A 20,238-nucleotide genomic window follows, 5' to 3' on the forward strand; every position below is an offset into this window, starting at 1 on the left:
ACAGGTAAGCGCTGTCGGCTCGGGGGAGTCTGACGGGGATTTCGACGTCAGGGGGCAGCGGTGGGCATTCCATTTCTGGAAGATGTGCTTGGCAGGATCTCCGAAGCGACGCAGGCCGTCCCGTCCGGCGTGGCGGCGTTGCCAGTTGTCGGCGCTCCCATCGCGAGCGCAATCGCTACATCTGCTCTGGTGCAATCCGTAACCGACGACCGCGGCGCGTTCGACGACGAGATGGCTGTTGCGACCGCCGACGCCGATGCAGAGCGCGCACGAGCGTGGGGTGAGCGCGATGCCCTCACCGCCCAGACGTCATCGCTCGAGTACAGCGAACATGCAATCGTGGACGACGATCCTTTCGATGCGATGTCGCACTCCGAAATCTTCGACCACGTCAGCGAGATGAATCCGGCAACCCTGAGTGCAATCGGTGAGGCCTGGAAGGCCATTGCCGGCCGGGTGGAATCTGGCATCGGGAAGTTCCAGAGCGATGTGAACGGTGCAATCACCGAAGGCTGGCAGGGACGTGGAGGCTCGGCTGCGTTGGAAGCAGTGCTGGCCTACTCGGCCGATGCGGGTGAGCTGAAGGTGCGGGTCGATCTGATCTCGAACAAGATCGAGGAGGCGAAGATCGCACTCGACGAGGCCAAACGCTCGATTCCGGCACCCGACGGCGCCTCGACGGTCGAGAGGTTTCTCAGCCTGGTTCCCGGGGCTACGTGGAAGCAGGCCCAATACGAAGCGGAAGAAGCCGAACGTCAAGCGCGCCAGGTGATGAAGGACGTGTATCTGCCGTACATGAAGCGTGCGGACGACCAGGTGCCGATCCTCCCGGCCGCTTTCAATCCGGTCACCGGCAGTGGCGGGGCTGGAAGTGGCGGGGCTGGAAGTGGCGGCGCATTCGGTGGTGGTGGTTCCGGCGGAGGTATGGCCTCGGGAACGGGGAACGGGCTCGGCGCGCCATCGGCGTCGGGTGGAGGAGTGGACGGTGGAATCTCCGGCGGTGCAAATCCGGCCGGAGACGGTTCCGGTCAGAACCCTTTAGGCCCCAATTCCGGAAATGGTGACAACCGTAGTGGTGTTGACACCCAAGGGAATTCCGGTGCCGACGCCGCCCGGTCCGCAAACGATTCCGGCCCGGCCGGGACCACCGCGGCACATGCCGGTCCACTGTCCGCCGGTGCAGCGCCGGATGGCCTTGCCCGTGCAACTCCGAATGGTGCTCAGCTCGGTTCCGGCGTGCCGTCAGGCCTGGTGGGTAGCGGTTCGGGTGGAGGTTCTGCCGGTGGAATCGGCACCGGCGGCTTCGGGCCCGGTGGAGCCCTCGGACCTGGCGGCCCTGGCGGCGGCGGCGGCCTCGCCGGTGGCGGACGTGGGGGAGTCAACGGAACTGGCGGTACTTCGGCGACGGGCGCGCAGAGCGGTCGGGGCGCGATGGGTGGCGTCGGCGGCATGGCACCGGGACGAGGGCAAGGGCAAGACGAAGACAACGTTCACGACACCCCCGGCTACCTCGTCACCGTCGAGAACGGTAACGCCCTGATCGGCGACCTACCCATGGTCTCCCCGGCGGTACTGGGCGAATGACCACCATGCAATGGCAGTTCACCGGCCTCGAATTCCAGATTCTCTGGGAAGCGGTCGGACGTGACCGACTCCCGTACCCGCTGCGGTTTCGTCCGGCGGCCGACACCATGAACGAGCTGACAGCGGCGCGACGTCGAGCGGGAGCGCACCTGTCTGCCGTGCTCGACGATCGGCTGCATCACGTTCTCGGTGCTCTTGCGAATCCTGATGCTCGTGTGGAGGTTTCCGGTTTCCACGGGCAGAAGATGAGTACGGTGACGCGATTGCACGGTGTTGTTGCCGGCGACCTGGGTGTGCTCCTGACTCAACTGCCCGGCAGGACTGTCGACTGTGGCTCCGACGTGGTTTTCACCGTGGCACGCCCATCGGCAATTCCGCGGATGCTCGTCGATCACCTGCCGACCTGCCCCGCTGGATCGGAGCGGGGCGTGAGCATCGAAAGGCCGAAAACTGCCGGGAGGCAGAGCTTTCTGAGCAGCGCAGCCGGTGCGCGCGGAAGCGAGGAAGTGAGCAGATTCTTCGGCCGAGAGCGGACCTCGATCGGTGAAGTCACCGCATACCCGGGAGGAGCCGTCGACAGCAGGCCGACCGACGACGGAATAACATTCCACTGGTACGACTATGCCGGCGACGGTCGGTACATCATCACCGCGGGTGAAACCGTGAGTGCCCGCGGCGCTTCCGCGGAAATGACTGAGGCCGAGATTGCACGCAATCTCGACTCCGTCCTCCGTCAGTCGATTCGTCCGAGGCTCTAGCTGCTCGGTGCGATTCGAACTAGCTGGTGGTGCGGTGGAACCGACCGGGGCTTGCCTGATCCCGCGGCTTGACGATGATCTGATCGAGGTTCACATGTGACGGCCGCGACGCGACAAAACCGATGATCTCGGCGATGTCCTGCGCCACCAACGGTGTGATTCCCTCGTACACCTTGTCGGCCTTGTCCTGATCACCCTCGAACCGGACGAGTGAGAACTCGGTCTCGACTGCTCCGGGCGCGATTTCGGTCAGTCGAACGGGCTTACCCAACAGTTCACCGCGCAATGTCCGATGAAGGACGGCTTGAGCGTGCTTGGCCGTGGTGTAGCCCGAACCGTTGTCGTATGCCTCCAGCGCAGCTACCGAGGTGATGGTCACGACCAGACCGTCACCCGAATCGATCAGCTTGGGCAGCAGTGCCTTCGTCACACGCAACGTGCCCAGGACATTGGTCTCCCACATCCACCGCCAGTCGTCCAGATCGGCGTCCAGGACCGTCGCCAGGCCCTTCGCGCCACCCGCGTTGTTGACCAACACGTCGACACGGGGAACAACGGCGGCAAATGCGTCGACGGAATCCTCGTCGGTGACGTCGAGTTCGAGAGCGGTACCACCGATCTCCTCGGCGATCTTCTCGAGACGATCGACGCGGCGAGCACCGATCACGACGTGGAATCCCTGAGCTGCCAGGGTGCGGGCGGTGGCCTCACCGATTCCGGAGCTGGCTCCGGTGACTACGGCGATGCGGGCATCGGAAGAAATGGTCATGACGCAATCGTAGGGCTAGTCGGCGGCATACTCTGCCTCCCGCTCGATGGATTCGATGTGACGACGCGGTACCTTGACCGGGCCAGGGGTGTAGGTGACGGCGCGCAGCGCGCCGCTGTACCGGAATGGTCCGTGGCGTCGTCGTACTTCCCACGACACAGGTCCTCTGGCGTCGACCCCGACCGAGATGCCGGTCCACGGCGCCATCCCGACCAGTTGTACTTGCCCGAGCAGTTGGCCCGCGTGAATGCCGTCGACGCTGACGTGGAGATCCCAACGCAACCGCGGTAACACCGCCACGGACACGTCGATTCGCTTGGTGCCGACCGGCAATGGCCCCGCATCGACCACGGAGTAGGAACCGAAGGCGTTGTATCCGAGATGCAGGTTGCCGTCCTCGACGTAGAGAAGATATCCACCTTGTGGATCCCCATGGGCGACAAGGACGCCGGCGTCGCCTTCGCGGTAACCGTCGAGTTCGATCGTGATGTCGAAGTCACGGAACCCGATCAGTTTGGATGAGCGGTAGCGCTCCAGTGGGGGCGTTCCCGCAAGTAGTCGCACCGGGCGTGAGAGTGCCTCCTCCTCCGGACGGCGAACCGCGCCGACGGTATTGCCCAGTAGAGGAAACACGGTGTTCGCCCACGCCGAGTGGTCCCAGGCCTCGGCGAGTTCGCGAACCTTGTCGGGAAACCGTGATGCGAGGTCGTCGAGCTCGGTCGGGTCGGCTCGGACGTCGAACAATTGCCAGTGCGGTTTGTCGATGTCAGCTGGAGCGAGCGCCAGCAGTTTCCATCCGTCCTTGTAGTAGCCGCGGATTCCGGTCACCTCGGTGTACTGCTCGGTGTGGGTACTCGGAGCGGTCGGTGAACGCAGAACCGGCGCGCTCGACACACCGTCGAACTCCTTGACAGGCAGCCCGTTTCGCACGGTGGGGGTTTCGATTCCGGCCAGTTCGAGAAGCGTCGGCGTCAGGTCGGTGACATACGCGAACTGGTCGCGGATCCCGTTGTCGCCCGCTTCGGGTTTCAATCCCGCGGGCCAGGACAGGAGGAAGGGAACACGGATCCCACCGGCAAAGGATTGCCCTTTGTAGAACCGGAAGGGGGTGTTGGACGTCTGCCCCCATCCACGTGGATAGTGCACGCCCAACTCAGGTCCGCCGATGAGGGATTCGTCGTGGGGGACATCGCCCACCCAGTCCGGATCCTGAATGTGCGCGAACTGCGCGAAGTAGCTTCGAGTCCCGTCCGAACCGCCCTCGGCGGTGCCGCCGTTGTCCGAGGTGAAGACGATGATCGTGTTGTCGAGTTCGCCCAGCTCGTCCAGGGTGTCGACGATGCGTCCGACGCTCTGATCGATCGAGTCGACCATCGCCGCGTACACCTCCATGTAGCGGGCGAACCGAGACTGCACCTCCGGCGTGAGCGAATCCCATTCGGGCACGTCGAATCCGGGTTCGGAGTTACGCGGTGCCTGTCGTGTCCCCTCCGGAAAGAGTCCCTGCAGTAGCTGAGAGGCGAACCGCGACTCGCGGATTCGATCCCAGCCCTCGTCGTAGCGACCGCGGTATTTCGCCTGATCGGCGGGCTTGGCCTGTAAGGGTCCGTGCATGGCGACGTGTGCGAAGTAGAGAAAGAACGGCTTGTCCTGATCGTGGGCGCGAAGGTCCTTGATGTACCCGACGGCCTTGTCGGTCAGATCGTCGGTGAGGTAGTAGCCCTCGGGATACTCGTCGACGTCGACCACAGAATTGTCGGAGATCAATTGATTGGGGTAATAGAAGGAATTGAGTCCTTCGAGTGAGCCGTAGTAGCGATCGAATCCACGCTGTGTCGGCCAGGAATCACGACTTCGTCCTGGGGCGAGGTTTGCGTCGCGCACGAGATGCCACTTGCCCACCGCATAGGTCGCATAGCCTGCGCCGCGGAGGATTTCGGGGAGTGTCTGGACGTCGTCGGCCAATTCCAGACGCAGTCCGGGGTATCCCGGATCGGCGTTGGCAACAAATCCGTACCCGGCGCGGTGCGGATTGAGGCCGGTGAGAAGCGCGGCGCGCGACGGCGAGCAGAGGGGCGTCGTGTGATAGTTGGTCATTCGAATGCCCTGCGAGGCAAGGCGGTCGAGGGTGGGAGTCTCGATCTCGGAGCCGAACGGTCCGATGTCGCTGTATCCCATGTCGTCGATCAGAACCACGACGATGTTGGGTGATCCGAGAGGCGGGGTCGTGGCTGTGGGCCACGCCGGGGTCGAATCGGCTGCGGTGCGGCCGATTCGACCCTCGAAGCCTTCGTAACCGCGCGCGTGCGGCGGAAGGGCGGAATCTGCGTGAGTCATGAGTTGTTCGAGGCACCTTCTGCCGCAACTGCACCTTCGATAACCGAATACTCGGAAGCGTCGCCGGCGATACTGCGGCTTCGTTCCCCATGGATGTTGACCGGGATGTCGCCGGCAAGTGTGATGCGCTCCAGACGCCGGTACTGGTCGTCGTAGTCTGCGATCGCGTAATGCTGGGTGGCGCGGTTGTCCCAGATCGCGACGTCACCCGCTTCCCAGTTCCAGCGCGTCGTGTACTCGAGCTTGATGGCGTGATCCTGCAAGAGCTTGAACACACCGTTCGACTGTTCGGTGCTCAACCCGACGAAGTTCTTGACAAAATGTCCGAGGACGAGCGTGCGTTCTCCGGTTTCGGGGTGGACACGCACCACAGGGTGCTCCGTCTCGAAGTACGTGGACTGGAACTCCTCGCGGTAGGCGGCCGTGCGATCTTCGGTGAGACGCTCGGCGCTGGTGGCCGCGTAATCGTAGACGTTCGTGTGGCGAGCCCAGAGGTTCTCCGCGAGCGCCTTGAGTGGATCCGGCAGTCCGTTGTACGCGGCTACCCCTGACGCCCACGTCGTGGAACCGCCGTATTCGGGTAGCTGCACCGCGCGCAGGATCGAAGCCTTGGGGATGCGATCGACGAAGGTGACGTCGGTGTGCCAACTGTTGGCCTTGCCCAGGTCCGAATCGATGGGCAGAACTTTTGCGCCGTGCGACTTCACCGTGGGGTGGGCAGTGGTCGGGGTGCCCAACAGCTGGGCGAACTCGTACTGCGAATCGTTGTCGAGGTGGTTCTGTCCGCGGAAGAAGATCACCTTGTGTTCGAGAAGCGCCTGTCGGATGAGTGAGATCGTCGCCGGATCGAGGTGCTCGCCGAGAGTGATTCCGTCGATTCGGGCGCCGATATGCGCGCCGAGGGGGGTGACAGTGCCGCGAGCGGCGCCGGCAGCCGCCCCGTTCGTTGATGCCGCGTCCGTGAGGGTCGGCTTGGCGAAAGCTGTAGACATGGTGCACCTTTCGTGGGGAGTGCACCCACCCAAACACGCGAGAATCCGCCTCGACAGGGTTGTGGTCAGTGTGATCGTTACCGCACCTGATTTGTGAATCTCGGTGAAGCTGCTACTTTTGGAGCCATGTCGACCGACCAGCCTGCCGCTTTGCGGGTCACCTACGTGACCGCTGCGCTTGGTTCGCGTCTGCCCTTGGCGCGAGAGCTGTGTTGTCGCCGCCGTTCTTTCTGCAGCTAATTTCTGCGCCTTTCCTGTCTTTCTCTTCGCTTGACCAGCGCAAAAGCTGATCTCGCGGTCGACAGAGATATGCGCCTTCTCCTCCTTCTGCAAGGGACAGCCATGTCGACACCCACCATCTCCGCCATTCCGAACATCCGATCGCGAACCGCGCTCTCGGGAACGCGGACCCGTACCCAGATCGTCGTGCCCGAACTGCGCATTGCCGACGGACCGTCCGCGACGGTGTTGCGCATTGCTCGATCCCGCGGGCCGCTCTCTCGCGATACCGCGGCGAAAGCGTCCGGACTGAGTATTGCCACCGTGAACCGGCAGGTCACGAGCCTGCTGGACCTCGGGATCCTGCGCGAACGCGCAGACTTGACAGCCTCCGGCGCCATCGGGCGTCCGCGGGTTCCGTTCGAGGTCAACCACGAGCCGTACTTGACCGTGGGCATTCATATCGGTGCCGTCGTCACCAGCATCATCGCCAGCGACATTCGTGGCAAGGTGCTCGGCGCCGTCGAGATTCCGACTCCCGCCACCAATTCTGCTGTCGCGCTTGCCACCATTGCGCGCTCGGCCAAATCGTTTGCCTCACGGTGGCACAAGCGTCGTCCACTCGCCGTCGGCGTGGCCATCGGCGGTCGCGTCGATTCGGCGACCGGAGTAGTCGATCACCCGCGCCTGGGGTGGAAGGGCGCCAAAGTCGGATCCATCATCGGAGCCGGCTTGGACCTTCCTGTATCAGTCGCAGCCCACGTCGAGGCGATGGCTGCGTCGGAACTACTGCTCAGCACCGACCGTGCCGAGGCTCCGACACCGGGCACTACCGGGCTGTACTTCTACGCCCGTGAAACTGCCGGTATCGCAATCACTTTCGAAGGTCGAGTACACACGCCGTCCAGCGGACCCGGTTCGATCGCGCACCTTCCGACGGGTTCGTCCGCACGGTGCACCTGCGGCGCCGTGGGTTGCCTTGAAGCAACGATCAGTGACCGCGCCGTAGTCGCGCAGGCTTTGTCTTCGGGCGCCGTGATCCAGGGCAGTGAGCGTGTCACGATCGCGGACGTCTACCGGGCTGCGTCGTCGGGTTCCATTCCGGCACACGAACTTCTGGTTGATCGAGCACGCGTCCTCGGCCGGACGGTGGCAATGCTGCGTGACCTGTTCAACCCGGATCGTGTGATTCTGGGTGGTCAGGCATTCACCGACTATCCCGCCGGAGTGCCCCACGTCGCCGAGGCTTTCTCGACGGCATCCTCGTTGGAGCGTAAGGACATTCGAATTACCGGTTTCGGTAATCGGGTCCAGGAATACGCTTCCACGGTCGTGTCACTGAGTTCACTGTTTGCTGATCCCGCTGCGGCCATGCGTCGCGCGTCGGCCGTCTGACTGCGAAGAGGGTAGTCAGAGTTCCGGTCGATCCAAGACTCGCAACCATGATCCGTCGGACTGGCGGCGCGCGACCTGCGTGCGCCCGCCGGTTCCGTCGGAAGGTTTGGTCGAGGTCATGGCGAGGTCGCCGCTGATCACCGTCGGTAGAGATTCCTCGACGGTGAATCTCGGTGCAGCTGCCAGCATCTGAGAGATCACCTCGCGGATGGCTTGGCGACCCACGGTGAGGGATCCGGGCGGGAAGGCCATCACCGCATCCTCCTCGTAGAGTGCGGCGACGGCGTCTGCGTCACCAGCGTTGGCGAACTGCACAAAAAGCTTTGCGATGTCTTCCGGGGTTCCGGCCTTCTGAACGTCATCTGTTGTTGTCATGCTTCCATCGTTCTACCGCACCGGCGATAAGTCCAAGATCTAGTTTGTCTCGCAGCTATAATCAGCAGTTATGGAACTTCGGCAGCTCGAATACTTTGTCAAGGTAGTGGAGGAAGCCAACTTCACTCGCGCCGCCGAGCGGCTTCACGTAGCCCAACCGGGTGTGAGTGCGCAGGTCAAACGGCTGGAACGTGAGTTGGGGCAGGAATTGCTCGATCGTAGTGGTCGAACCGTTTGTCTGACCGACGCCGGGCGAGCTGTCCTCCCGCACGCCTACGCTGCACTTGCTTCCGTTCAGAGCACCCGCGACGCTGTCGATGCCTTGAACGGACTGGTTCGGGGTTCCGTTTCGGTCGGGATGGTTACCGCCTGCGCTTCCGCCGACCTCACAGATCTGCTCAGTCGGTTGCACAACAAACACCCCGGACTGGACATTTCGCTGGCCGAGGACGATTCGCGCAGTTTGCTTGCCGGAGTGTTGGACGGAACCTTCGACATAGCCGTCATCGGGGTGGCGGGCAAGCTGCCGGAAGGGCTCGAATCGAGGGTGATCACCGACGAACGACTGGTGGCCGGAGTGGCGGCGGATCATCCGCTGGCCGAGGTGTCGTCTCTGCCGTTTGCCGAACTCGCGACGCAATCGGTCATCTGTCTGCCGGAGGGAACCGGCATCAGAACGTGTCTGGACTTCGCGTGCGCCGCCGCCGGCACCAAGCCGACGGTTGCGCTCGAGGCAAGCAACCTCGGCATCATCGTTTCATTGGCAGCGCAGGGGCTGGGAATGGCCGTGCTTCCGGAGTCGACAGTGGGGGAGTTGCATCGGATCGATCTCGAACCGGAAGCACGATCTCGGCTGGAATTGGTCTGGCGTTCGTCGGGCGGCAAGAATCCGGCGGCCTCCGCTCTCATCGATCTTGCGAGAGCTGTTCCCGCCGAGTGAGTTCGGCCTGCGCCCGATCCAATCCGCCGTGCTCGAGAGCAGCCAACCGTGACCTGTCCTTCCAGACTATGGTGCCGCGCCGGCGGACGATGACCGACATGGTTCCACCGAGATGCTCGAGCGCTCCTGGCACGTTTCGACGCTCGGCAGGTATCGGAACAGGAAGAATATGTGCGTCGGCGATGGGCGCGGTCCCGTCGATGTCGACGCTCCACTTCCGGCTGTAGCCGCGAAGAGTCCAGCGATCGTCGGACACCGTCGTCTCCACCTGTGACGTCAGCGGATTACCCAGCCGCAATACCGTTCCGTCCGGTAGCGCGGCAACGACGGCGGTGACTTCGGTGCGCAGAGGTCCGGCGCTGACCTGGCCGCCGGCAAACGCCACGCAGGCTCGAGGATCGGTGAACCCCTGTGCCTGTCCCCACCACCAGGATTCCGGGAATCCTCCCTTTCCCCAGTTCTTCTCGCCGTACACCTGCGCACCGGTGAGATCCCAGTTCTGCCCGTCGATGACGGCGCTTCCCTCGACCCGGCCGCCGAGCAGCCACGGATGCCAGTACTGATTGAGTGCGGGAACTGATTGGAAGTAGCTCGATCCCCCGAAGCGGCGATGCGGCCAGAATCGCTGATTGCTGATCCGCACGTCGAGATGGCTGTCGCCGAAATCGACCTGCAGTCGATCGGCATTGCCGCGGAAAGCGTTGTCGGCGTAGGCCCCCAGGATACGTGGATCGGCCGATCCGCTCGGATGTTCGGCGGTACGGAGGAATCCGCCTGGATGTGCCGCGAGACCGAGCGTCGACCAGTTGCCGCCGTCGGACTTGTTGATTCCGGCGAGCGCGATCACCACCCGTCCGCTGCCTGGCATCGTGAATCGCCAGAAGTAACCCTCCATCGCAACGTCATGGGAGGCAAGCAGATTGCCGTACGGCAGGGTGGCACCCGAGGCGCGGTACGCGGGACGCTTCACGGTCCCAATACTGCCTGTGATGCGGTGACCTGAGCGACGAGGCGGCCTTCGTCGTCGCGAATCTCGGTCACGACCGCGACGGTGCTGCGCCCCGCATGCAGTGGCCGGGCGGTTGCGGTGACCGTGCCCTTGCGCACCCCGCGAGTGAACACGGTCGACGAACTGGTGGTGGAAGTGCTTGCACCGGGCGGAAGATTGAGGAATGCACAGACGGCGCCGACGCTGTCTGCCAGCGTCATCAAGGCGCCGCCGTGCATTCCGTTGCCGGCGGTGGTGCGGTGGCTGTCCCAATCCAGATGGCCGACAACCTGTTCGGGTGCCGCGCTGTCCAACTGAATTCCGGTGTGAACTGCAAAAGGCATGCTCGCGACAAGTTGTTCGAGGTCCATGCCTACCGATGGTAACGAGCCGCCGAAACCTCCGTCGGGACTTCGGTTTATCGAGGGCGGTGACTTCAGAGGGGAAGGGCGGTTTCGGACAGACCTTCCGGCGCGTTGCGGCGACGGAACCACTCGGTGCCGAATGCCGCGGCGAGCTGCTCCGTCGGCATTTCGAGGAACGGGCCGAAATCGCCGACCTGGGTCGCGTGTGCGTACATGGCCGCGCGCTTGGACGAGATCACCGAACTGACATCGACGGCGGTGGTGAGTTGGTCTGCGGGAAGCCCGAACGATTCGATGTCCGGCGGCTGCGCCTCTTCGGTCCACTCGGGGTTTGCCTGCATCAGCATCTTCATGTGATCGCGGTTGGTGGACGCCTCGTAGACGAACGGCGTGCCTGCGAGTTCTGCGGCCCGGACGCCGACGTGGTGGACCTGGATGTGATCCGGGTGCCCGTATCCGCCGTTGGGGTCGTAGATGGTCAGGACATCGGCGTTCTCTTCACGAAGAACCTCGGCAAGACGCTCGGCGGCCTTCTCGACGTCGACGTTGCAGAACGCTTCCGGATTCTCGTTCTCGGGCGTACCCACCATCCCCGAATCCGGGTAATGCAGGGACACGACGCGATTGGCGCCCAACGCGTCGGTGGACGCCTCGAGTTCACGGCTGCGGCGCTGAGCCAACGTCTCGTATTCGTCCAACAGGCCGTCGGGGAATTCACCGAGAGCACCGTCGGTAGCGGTGACGACTACGACGCGGTGACCTGCGTCGGCGGCCATTCTCATCACGCCACCCGTAGTGAAAACTTCGTCATCGGGATGGGCGTGGAAACACACCAGGACACTCATTCGCGCAATCGTAAGGCAAGTTACCGACAGGTCAACCCGAGCGCACAGTGAAAACGATTTGTCGAGTCGGCCTCGGCTCTGTGAACCTTGTTCAGTGCACGAGAAGCTGACATGAGCGAATCCACCAACAAAGGCCTGCTGAGCGCCTACCGCGAGATCTTTGCCGCCCCCGGATCGGTCGCCTTCTCAGCCGCCGGATTTGTCGCAAGGTTGCCGATCGCCATGATCGGCATCGGAATCGTGACGATGATCTCGCAACTTCGTGGTGACTACGCGCTCGCCGGCGCGCTCGCCGCGGTTTTTGCGCTCTCGTCGGCGATCATCGCGCCCGCGGTCTCACGTGCGGTCGACCGCTTCGGCCAGCGTGCGGTCCTGCCGATTGCCGCAGCCGTGAGCGTCACGGCGATCGGGGCGCTCCTGCTCGCAGTGCGGATGGAAGCTCCCGATTGGCTGCTTTTCGTTCTGGTCGTCCCCGGCGGCGCCACCCCGACGATCGGCGCGATGATCCGCGCCAGGTGGGTGGCGATCTATGTCGGAAAACCTCAGCTGCGCACCGCCTTCGCCTTCGAATCCGTGGTGGACGAACTCTGTTTCGTGGCGGGCCCCGTCATTTCGGTCGGCCTGAGTATCGGGCTCTTTCCCGAGGCCGGACCGCTGGCGGGACTGATTCTGCTGGTCACCGGAACCCTGCTGCTGGTCATACAGCGCGGAACCGAACCGAAGGTGCATCCGCGTCGACCCGGCCGCGGACGGTCGGTTCTCGGTAATCACGTGATGTGGATCGTCATCGTGATCATGGTGATGCTCGGAACGATCTTCGGCGTCATCGACGTCGGCGCCATCGCGTTCACCCAGGAACAGAATTCGCCGGGATCGGCGACGCTGGTCCTCGCGCTGTTCGCCGGCGGTTCGGGAATCGCGGGACTGATCTTCGGGTCGATGCACCCGGCGCGATCACTGCGCGGGCAGTTGATGATCGCGTCCTCCGCCGTCGCCGTTCTCAGCGTCCCACTTCTCCTGGTCGGAAACGTGGCCGCACTCGCGGGTGCGTACGTGCTGGCAGGCGCGACCGTCGCACCGACGCTCATCATCGCGACAGCCCTGGTCGAACAGATCGTCCCCCCGGAAAAGCTCACGGAGGGAATGACCCTGACGGTCACCGGCCTCGGCGTCGGCGTGGCGCTCGGGTCTGCGCTGGCCGGGCAACTGATCGACCGGTACGGCGTCCCGTCGGCGTACATGCTCGCGGTCGGCGCTGCAGTCGCAGCCTCTATCGTGACGGCATGTCTATTCGTGAAGCCGTCAGCGTCGACGGCACGTCCATCGTCTATCGAGTAACCGGAAATTCGGCGGGGACCCCGCTGGTGCTGCTGCACGGCTGGGCTCAGTCGTCGCAGTGCTGGGGCGAGCAGGTCCTCGAGGACCTGGCTGCGGACTACCGCCTGATCGCTGTCGATCTGCGCGGCCACGGTTACTCCGATGCTCCCGAAACCGGATACGACGACTCCGCGAACTGGGCCGGCGACGTCGCGGCTGTTCTCGCGGCAGAAGGCGTCACCGAGAACGCGATACTGCTCGGCTGGTCGTACGGCGGTCTGGTGATCTGCGATTATCTGGCAGCGCACGGAACCGGCGCGGTCGCGGGTGCGGTTCTGGTCGGTGCGATCACCAGCATCGGCCGCGGTGAGAAGGGCGGCAAGGTCGGCTCGGCGATGCGTAGCGCGGTTCCCGGCGCGATGTCCGAAGATCCCCGCGAGGCGATCAGGGCACTCGGCGCTTTCGGTAACGCTCTCACCGGCCCACCCGAGGGCAAGGGTGCAGCGTCGCAGGCCTTGTTCGGGTACAGCCTCTCGACTCGTCCGCGGGTGCGCGCAGCATTGTTCAACCGTGCTGTCGGTCACGACGACTTGCTTCGCAACCTGGATATCCCCGTTCTCGTTCTGCACGGAACCGAGGACTCCGTCGTCGACGTGAGTGCAGGTAAGCACGCCGAGGAACTGATTCCCAAGTCCCAGGCGTCGTACTGGGAAGGCTGCAATCACGGCCCGTTCGTGGAGGATCCGACACGATTCGTGTCCGAAGTGCGAACCTTCATCTCGAGCCTCGGTTAGAGTTCGCGCCCGGTGAGGGGGCAGTATGGAGTCGTGACGCCCATGCACATTTCGCGCCCTCGCCGGGTGGCCGTTCTCTCGGTCCACACCTCGCCATTGGCGCAACCCGGCACCGGTGACGCGGGTGGGATGAACGTCTACGTTCTGCAATCCGCGATTCAGCTCGCCAAACGTGGCGTCGAGGTGGAGATATTCACCCGCGCGACGTCCTCGGCCGACGCACCCGTGGTGGACGCCGCTCCCGGAGTGCGGGTTCGGAACATTGCAGCTGGTCCCTTCGAAGGGCTGGACAAGGCGGATCTGCCGACTCAACTGTGTGCCTTCGTCGCGGGCGTTCTACGGGAGGAAGCGCGACACGAGCCCGGGTACTACAGCCTGATCCACTCGCACTACTGGTTGTCCGGGCAGGTCGGCTGGCTGGCTCGCGACCGTTGGGGCGTTCCCCTCGTACACACTGCCCACACCCTCGCGGCGGTGAAGAATCTTTCGCTTGCCGAGGGAGACACCCCGGAGCCGGCAGCACGTCAGATCGGTGAGCAGCAAGTAGTCGCCGAGTCCGATCGCCTGGTCGCCAACACCACCGACGAAGCCAAGGCGCTGCACGAGTTGTACGGCGCAGATCCCACGCGTATCGACGTCGTGGCTCCCGGCGCCGATCTCACCCGCTATCGACCGGGCGATCGCGATTCAGCCCGCGCGTCGTTGGGGTTGGACCCGGGCGAGATCGTCGTGACTTTCGTCGGCCGCATCCAACCGCTCAAAGCGCCGGACGTTCTGCTGCGCGCCGCAGCCGAAGTGATCAGCCGCAGGCCCGGGTTGCCGCTGCGCATCCTCGTCGTCGGTGGCCCGTCCGGAACTGGTCTCGCGCGGCCGGACGTGCTGATCGAACTTGCACGATTACTCGGCATCACCGCGCAGGTGACGTTCTTGCCACCGCAGGCACCGGAGCGTCTCGCCGATGTCTACCGTGCCTCGGATCTGGTTGCGGTGCCGAGCTATTCGGAGTCCTTCGGGTTGGTCGCCATCGAAGCTCAAGCCTGCGGAACTCCCGTGATCGCCGCCGACGTCGGCGGACTGGGAGTAGCCGTACGCAACGGGGAGACAGGCCTGCTGGTTCAAGGACACCGCACCGAAGACTGGGCCGGCGCCCTCGAATCTTTGGTGACAGCGCCGACGCGCTTGGCCGAACTCGCCGCGCAGGCACCGCGTCACGCCGAGAATTTCTCGTGGGAACACACCGCGGACGGTTTGCTCGAGAGCTATCGCAAAGCCGCAGTCAACTACAACAACGGAACCGGTCCAAGCGACTTCTCGCCCCGCCGTGCGCGGGGTCTGTGGCGTCTGCGCCGGGCCGGGGGAGTGCGTACATGAGCAGCATTTCGGACACCATCGAGCAGGCTCTCACCGAGCGCGAACTCGAATTCACCAGAAAAGACGACGCGCATTTCATCGTCGAACTTCCCGGTGAACACAAACTCAAGACGTCGACTCTGCTCACCGTCGGCAATCACGGTGTGCGGGTCGAGGCCTTCGTGTGCCGCAAGGTGGACGAGAACTTCGAAGGCGTCTACAAGTTCCTGCTCAAGCGCAACCGCCGTCTGTACGGGGTGGCGTACACACTCGACAAGGTCGGGGACATCTACCTGGTCGGCAAGATCGCGGAGCATGCCGTGACCGGCGATGAACTCGACCGAGTGCTCGGTCAGGTTCTCGAAGCCGCCGACGGCGATTTCAACGTCATCCTCGAACTCGGCTTCTCCTCGTCCATCAAGCGTGAGTGGGCGTGGCGGGTGTCGCGAGGCGAGTCGCTGGCGAATCTCGAACCGTTCAAGCACCTCATCGAGGAAGAGCCCGCGCAGAGCTGATCGAGCGGGGTGAGACACATCGCGGATGTGTCACGTAAAGTGGCCTTTACTTGTGACTGTCGTCACGGAATAATGCTGTTCCCGTGAGTCACAGTAAGTTGGTCACACCACCCCGCCGCGCAACTTTTCGAGGAGCACAGTGAGCTTCAAGAGTCCGTTCCCCGACGTTGAAATCCCCAACCTCAGCGTCTACGACTTCCTGTTCGGAAATACCGACCCCGCAGACCTCGACAAGACGGCATTCGTCGAGGGCAGTTCGGGCGCAGTCACCACATACGCTTCGCTGATCGCACAGATCAACGGCGTTGCAGGCGCTCTCGCAGCGCGCGGACTCGCCGTCGGCGACGTGGTCGGGCTGCATTCGCCCAACGTCCCGGCCTTCGGTTCCGTCTTCCACGGCATCCTTCGTGCCGGTGGCGTCGCGACCACGATCAACGCGCTCTACACCGCCGAGGACATCGCCAAGCAGCTCACCGATTCCAAGGCCAAGTTCCTCTTCACCGTCTCGCCGCTCCTGCCTCAGGCAAAGGCAGCTGCTGACCTGGTCGGTATCCCGGCTGAGAACGTCTTCGTGCTCGACGGTGCCGAAGGCCATCTGTCGCTGCGAGATCTGCTCGGCGAGGGCGCAGCGGCGCCCGAGGTCTCCTTCGATCCGGCCACCCAGCTCGCGGTGCTGCCGTACTCGTCTGGCACCACCGGCCGACCCAAGGGGGTCATGCTCACTCATCGCAACCTCGTGGCCAACGTCTGCCAGATCATTCCGCGGATGGGCATCGAGACCGACGACAAGATTCTCGCGGTCCTGCCGTTCTTCCACATCTACGGCATGACTGTCCTGCTCAACGCTGCGCTCTACCGCCGCGCGAGCCTCATCACGATGCCGAAGTTCGATCTCGTCGAGTTCCTGCGGATCGTCGCCGAGCAGAAGTCGACGTACATCTTCGTCGCACCGCCCGTTGCCGTCGCGCTGGCAAAGCACCCGCTTGTCGATCAGTACGACCTCTCGAGCGTGCACACCATCTTCTCCGGTGCGGCCCCGCTCGACGCGGCGCTCGGCAAGGCCGTCGCCGACCGGTTGAACTGCCACGTCCGCCAGGGCTACGGCATGTCCGAGATGAGCCCGGTCTCGCACGCGATCCCCTTCGATCGTGACGACATCGCCCTCGACACGTGCGGTCCGACCATCGCCAACATGGAATGCAAGCTCGTCGACCCCGGAACGGGCGAAGAGGTCGCGTACCCGGCTCTCGGCTCGGACGGCGTCAGCGAGCCCGGCGAACTGTGGTGCAAGGGCCCGAACATCATGCTCGGCTACCTCGGCAACGACCAGGCCACCAAGGACACCCTCGACGACGACGGTTACCTGCACACCGGTGACATTGCGACCGTCGACGGCGACGGCGTCGTCAAGATCGTCGACCGCCTCAAGGAACTGATCAAGTACAAGGGCTACCAGGTTCCCCCGGCGGAACTCGAGGCCTTGCTGCTGACCCACCCGCAGATCGCCGACGCCGCCGTGATCGGCGTGCTCGACGCCGAGGGCGAAGAGGTCCCGAAGGCATTCGTCGTGCTCCAGGGCGGCGCCGAGTTGACCGAAGCCGACGTGATCTCGTTCGTCGCCGAGCGCGTCTCGCCGCACAAGAAGGTTCGCCAGGTTTCGTTCATCAGTACCGTGCCGAAATCCGCGGCCGGAAAGATCCTCCGCAAGGATCTGCGAACTGCGGAAGTAGCCCCGAGCTGATTTCCGGACAGGGTTGATCAAGAAGGGTTCCGGTACTCGTGCCAGGATGAACGCCATGAGTATCGGAACCCTGGTCCTGCTCCGCCACGGCGAGAGCGAATGGAATGCACTCAATCTGTTCACCGGCTGGGTGGACGTACACCTGACAGACAAGGGCATGGCCGAGGGCAAGCGCGCCGGCGAACTGCTCGCCGAGCACAACCTGTTGCCCGACGTTCTCTACACGTCTCTGCTGCGCCGCGCGATCAGCACGGCCAACCTCGCACTCGACGCCGCCGATCGCCACTGGATCCCGGTAGTGCGCGACTGGCGTCTCAACGAGCGCCACTACGGCGCTCTGCAGGGCAAGAACAAGGCGCAGACCAAGGAAGAGTACGGAAACGAGCAGTTCATGCTCTGGCGTCGTAGCTACGACACCCCGCCGCCCGCCATCGAAGCCGGCAGCGAGTACAGCCAGGACACCGATCCTCGGTACGCGAACCTCGACGAGGTTCCCTTGACCGAGTGCCTGCTCGACGTCGTCAAGCGTCTGATCCCGTACTGGGAGGACACCATCTCCCAGGAGCTGCTCGCCGGCCGGAACGTGCTGGTCACCGCGCACGGCAACTCGCTGCGTGCATTGGTCAAGCACCTCGACGGCATCTCGGACGAGGACATCGCGGGCCTGAACATCCCGACCGGAATCCCGCTGCGTTACGACCTCGACGAGAACCTGAAGCCGCTCAATCCCGGCGGCACCTACCTGGATCCGGAGGCCGCAGCTGCCGGCGCCGCCGCGGTGGCGAATCAGGGCGGAAAGTAGCAACCCGATGATGTGCGTCGAGGCCCCCCGAACAGTGTTTTCGGGGGGCCTCGGCCAACAACAGATGAACGACGAACCAACGCCGTCTACCTGGCGGATTACGCGGGCGGGAACGTCCGAACCCGCCGTAACCGACACTTCGCGCGAACGTACGATTGCGCCGTGAGTGTCGTGATTGCAGTGCTGCTGGTCGTGGTCGCCGGCTTGGTCGGCTACCTCGTCGGCGGGGTGCTGGTACCCAGGCTGTCGTCGCGCCAGAGTCAGCGCTCGGACGAACAGACCGGGCTCACGATGTCTCAGGTTCTCGACCTCATCGTGTTGGCTTCGGAAAGCGGTATCGCCGTCGTCGACGGTTTCCACGACGTCGTGCTCTTCAACCCTCGCGCCGAGGAACTCGGCCTCGTCAAGAATCGTCTGGTCGACGAGCGAGCTTGGCGGGCTGCTCAGGAGGTTCTGCGGACGGGCCAAGCCGTCGAGGTCGATCTGACGGCGCAGACCGCTCAGCGCGGCCGCGACAAGATCGCGGTACGTGGCACGGCCCGGTTGCTCAGCAAGGACGATCGCAATTTCGTGGTCCTGTTCGCCGACGACGATTCCGAGCAGGTCCGCATGGAGGCGACGCGACGCGATTTCGTCGCGAACGTCAGCCACGAACTGAAGACGCCGGTCGGTGCGATGAGTTTGCTCGCGGAGGCACTGCTCGAATCTGCTGACGACCCGGAATCGGTGCGGCACTTCGGCGAACGGGTGCTGGGCGAGTCGATTCGTCTGGGCAAGATGGTCACCGAGTTGATCGCACTCTCGCGTCTGCAAGGTGCCGAGAAGCTGCCGGATCTCGACGTGGTCGACGTCGACACCGTGGTGTCCGAGGCGCTGTCGAGGTCGAATCTGTCGGCCGAGGCCGCCGGGATCACCGTCACCACAGACCATCCGAGTGGGCTGGAAGTGCTCGGGGATCAGACTCTCCTCGTCACAGCATTGTCCAACCTCATCGAGAACGCTATTGCATACTCGCCCAAGGGTTCTCCGGTGTCCGTCAGTCGGTCGGTACGCGGTGACAATGTCGCGATCGCAGTCACCGACCGAGGAGAAGGCATCGCGAAAGCGGACCAGGAGCGAGTGTTCGAGAGATTCTTCCGCGTGGACAAGGCGCGGTCACGGCAGACCGGCGGAACCGGTCTGGGGCTGGCGATCGTCAAACACGTCGCGGCCAATCACAACGGCTCCATCGAACTGTGGAGCAAACCGGGAACAGGGTCTACCTTCACGTTGCAGATACCGGCACACGTGGAGTCGGACGACGACATCGACTCTGACGACGCGGGAACCGCCGGTTCCACGCGGATCGGCAGACGAGAACAAGGCAGTAGAGAAAACGGCATGGAGGCCAAACGATGACGAGTGTGCTGATCGTGGAGGACGAGGAGTCCTTGGCGGACCCGCTGGCGTTCCTGCTCCGCAAGGAAGGCTTCGAGACCACCATCGTCAACGACGGACCGTCGGCGTTGGCGGAATTCGATCGCTCCGGAGCGGACATCGTCCTGCTCGACCTCATGCTGCCCGGCATGAGTGGCACAGACGTCTGCAAGGCGCTGCGGTCGCGCTCCGGCGTTCCCGTCATCATGGTGACGGCGCGTGACAGTGAGATCGACAAGGTCGTCGGCCTGGAACTCGGCGCGGACGACTATGTGACCAAACCGTATTCGGCGCGCGAGCTGATTGCCCGCATCCGTGCGGTGCTGCGTCGCGGGGTGGAGAACGAGGCGGATCTCGCCTCCGACAACGGGGTGCTCGAGGCCGGACCGGTACGGATGGACGTCGAGCGTCACGTCGTGCAGGTCGCCGGTAACCCGGTGACATTGCCGCTCAAGGAGTTCGACCTCCTCGAGTACCTGCTCCGCAACTCCGGCCGGGTGCTGACCCGCGGACAGTTGATCGACCGCGTCTGGGGCGCCGACTACGTCGGCGACACCAAAACCCTTGACGTACACGTGAAGCGGTTGCGTTCGAAGATCGAATCGGATCCGGCCAAGCCCGAACACCTGGTCACGGTCCGAGGATTGGGCTACAAGCTCGAAGCGTGATCGAACCTCGTCGAGAAGAAATATCGAGACGAATGCCGAGAAGAATTCAGCCGCTCACACGATCGTGT

The 20,238-nt window shown here is 63.8% G+C and carries 19 protein-coding genes; 12 read left to right on the plus strand and 7 right to left on the minus strand.

What is annotated here, in order from left to right:
* Positions 1–60: 60 nt before the first annotated feature.
* Both ACKAMS_RS01220 and ACKAMS_RS01225 read left to right on the plus strand, forming a co-directional pair.
* Positions 61–1,584 carry a hypothetical protein gene (locus tag ACKAMS_RS01220; protein ID WP_408988506.1) on the plus strand — a complete coding sequence of 508 codons (1,524 nt, stop codon included), beginning with the start codon at positions 61–63 and terminating at the stop codon, positions 1,582–1,584.
* Positions 1,581–2,342, plus strand: coding sequence for an ESX secretion-associated protein EspG (locus tag ACKAMS_RS01225; protein ID WP_205907637.1), 762 nt, complete (start codon positions 1,581–1,583; stop codon positions 2,340–2,342). Before ACKAMS_RS01220 ends, ACKAMS_RS01225 begins: the two co-directional genes overlap by 4 nt.
* A 19-nt stretch (positions 2,343–2,361) precedes the next feature.
* On the opposite strand, the gene ACKAMS_RS01230 is transcribed toward ACKAMS_RS01225, so the two are convergent.
* From ACKAMS_RS01230 to ACKAMS_RS01240, 3 genes are read right to left on the minus strand one after another with little or no spacing between them, the layout of a single operon-like run.
* Positions 2,362–3,111 carry an SDR family NAD(P)-dependent oxidoreductase gene (locus ACKAMS_RS01230; RefSeq protein ID WP_003942076.1) on the minus strand — a complete coding sequence of 250 codons (750 nt, stop codon included), beginning with the start codon at positions 3,109–3,111 and terminating at the stop codon, positions 2,362–2,364.
* A 15-nt stretch (positions 3,112–3,126) separates the two neighbouring features.
* Positions 3,127–5,448 (minus strand): arylsulfatase, encoded by a 2,322-nt coding sequence (locus ACKAMS_RS01235; protein ID WP_070384588.1) that lies wholly within the window; start codon positions 5,446–5,448, stop codon positions 3,127–3,129.
* Positions 5,445–6,440 carry a TauD/TfdA family dioxygenase gene (locus ACKAMS_RS01240; protein ID WP_020968920.1) on the minus strand — a complete coding sequence of 332 codons (996 nt, stop codon included), beginning with the start codon at positions 6,438–6,440 and terminating at the stop codon, positions 5,445–5,447. Before ACKAMS_RS01240 ends, ACKAMS_RS01235 begins: the two co-directional genes overlap by 4 nt.
* A 342-nt stretch (positions 6,441–6,782) precedes the next feature.
* On the opposite strand from ACKAMS_RS01240, the gene ACKAMS_RS01245 reads away from it, so the two are divergent.
* Positions 6,783–8,054 (plus strand): ROK family transcriptional regulator, encoded by a 1,272-nt coding sequence (locus ACKAMS_RS01245; protein WP_020906761.1) that lies wholly within the window; start codon positions 6,783–6,785, stop codon positions 8,052–8,054.
* A 15-nt stretch (positions 8,055–8,069) separates the two neighbouring features.
* Here the strand turns inward: ACKAMS_RS01245 and ACKAMS_RS01250 are convergent, their stop codons facing one another.
* Positions 8,070–8,429 (minus strand): nuclear transport factor 2 family protein, encoded by a 360-nt coding sequence (locus ACKAMS_RS01250; protein WP_019744400.1) that lies wholly within the window; start codon positions 8,427–8,429, stop codon positions 8,070–8,072.
* Positions 8,430–8,499: 70 nt separating this feature from the next.
* Here ACKAMS_RS01250 and ACKAMS_RS01255 point away from each other — a divergent pair, with 70 nt between their 5' ends.
* Positions 8,500–9,369 carry a LysR family transcriptional regulator gene (locus ACKAMS_RS01255; RefSeq protein WP_243617452.1) on the plus strand — a complete coding sequence of 290 codons (870 nt, stop codon included), beginning with the start codon at positions 8,500–8,502 and terminating at the stop codon, positions 9,367–9,369.
* On the opposite strand, the gene ACKAMS_RS01260 is transcribed toward ACKAMS_RS01255, so the two are convergent.
* The 3 genes from ACKAMS_RS01260 to ACKAMS_RS01270 form a co-directional block, all read right to left on the minus strand.
* Entirely contained in the window at positions 9,335–10,339 is a 1,005-nt protein-coding gene (locus ACKAMS_RS01260) for a tocopherol cyclase family protein (protein ID WP_019744398.1), read from the minus strand. The genes ACKAMS_RS01255 and ACKAMS_RS01260 overlap by 35 nt on opposite strands.
* Positions 10,336–10,728, minus strand: coding sequence for a PaaI family thioesterase (locus ACKAMS_RS01265; protein WP_003942017.1), 393 nt, complete (start codon positions 10,726–10,728; stop codon positions 10,336–10,338). The genes ACKAMS_RS01260 and ACKAMS_RS01265 overlap by 4 nt, the downstream gene beginning before the upstream one ends.
* A 65-nt stretch (positions 10,729–10,793) precedes the next feature.
* Positions 10,794–11,567: a PIG-L family deacetylase gene (locus ACKAMS_RS01270; RefSeq protein ID WP_019744397.1), complete on the minus strand. Its 774-nt coding sequence runs from the start codon at positions 11,565–11,567 to the stop codon at positions 10,794–10,796.
* A 111-nt stretch (positions 11,568–11,678) separates the two neighbouring features.
* Here ACKAMS_RS01270 and ACKAMS_RS01275 point away from each other — a divergent pair, with 111 nt between their 5' ends.
* The 8 genes from ACKAMS_RS01275 (at position 11,679) to ACKAMS_RS01310 (ending at position 20,170) form a co-directional block, all read left to right on the plus strand.
* Positions 11,679–12,905 carry an MFS transporter gene (locus ACKAMS_RS01275; RefSeq protein ID WP_020968925.1) on the plus strand — a complete coding sequence of 409 codons (1,227 nt, stop codon included), beginning with the start codon at positions 11,679–11,681 and terminating at the stop codon, positions 12,903–12,905.
* On the plus strand, positions 12,851–13,678 hold the full coding sequence (locus tag ACKAMS_RS01280) for an alpha/beta fold hydrolase (protein WP_408988507.1): 828 nt from the start codon (positions 12,851–12,853) through the stop codon (positions 13,676–13,678). Before ACKAMS_RS01275 ends, ACKAMS_RS01280 begins: the two co-directional genes overlap by 55 nt.
* Positions 13,679–13,720: 42 nt before the next feature.
* Positions 13,721–15,049: a D-inositol-3-phosphate glycosyltransferase gene (gene mshA / locus ACKAMS_RS01285; RefSeq protein ID WP_408988542.1), complete on the plus strand. Its 1,329-nt coding sequence runs from the start codon at positions 13,721–13,723 to the stop codon at positions 15,047–15,049.
* On the plus strand, positions 15,046–15,543 hold the full coding sequence (locus tag ACKAMS_RS01290) for a YbjN domain-containing protein (protein WP_003941943.1): 498 nt from the start codon (positions 15,046–15,048) through the stop codon (positions 15,541–15,543). The genes mshA and ACKAMS_RS01290 overlap by 4 nt, the downstream gene beginning before the upstream one ends.
* A 139-nt stretch (positions 15,544–15,682) precedes the next feature.
* Positions 15,683–17,284, plus strand: a complete 1,602-nt coding sequence (locus tag ACKAMS_RS01295; protein ID WP_019744393.1) for an AMP-binding protein — start codon at positions 15,683–15,685, stop codon at positions 17,282–17,284.
* Between the two features lie 46 nt (positions 17,285–17,330).
* Entirely contained in the window at positions 17,331–18,086 is a 756-nt protein-coding gene (locus tag ACKAMS_RS01300) for a phosphoglyceromutase (RefSeq protein WP_003941992.1), read from the plus strand.
* A 162-nt stretch (positions 18,087–18,248) separates the two neighbouring features.
* Positions 18,249–19,484 carry a cell wall metabolism sensor histidine kinase WalK gene (locus tag ACKAMS_RS01305; protein WP_019744391.1) on the plus strand — a complete coding sequence of 412 codons (1,236 nt, stop codon included), beginning with the start codon at positions 18,249–18,251 and terminating at the stop codon, positions 19,482–19,484.
* The gene (locus ACKAMS_RS01310) at positions 19,481–20,170 is read left to right on the plus strand and encodes a response regulator transcription factor (protein WP_003942020.1); all 690 of its coding nucleotides are present in this window, start codon (positions 19,481–19,483) and stop codon (positions 20,168–20,170) included. The genes ACKAMS_RS01305 and ACKAMS_RS01310 overlap by 4 nt, the downstream gene beginning before the upstream one ends.
* The last annotated feature ends 68 nt before the right edge of the window (positions 20,171–20,238 follow it).

It is taken from the genome of Rhodococcus sp. 5A-K4 (genome assembly GCF_046097995.1).
In the GTDB taxonomy this organism is placed as follows: Bacteria; Actinomycetota; Actinomycetes; order Mycobacteriales; family Mycobacteriaceae; genus Rhodococcus_F; species Rhodococcus_F erythropolis.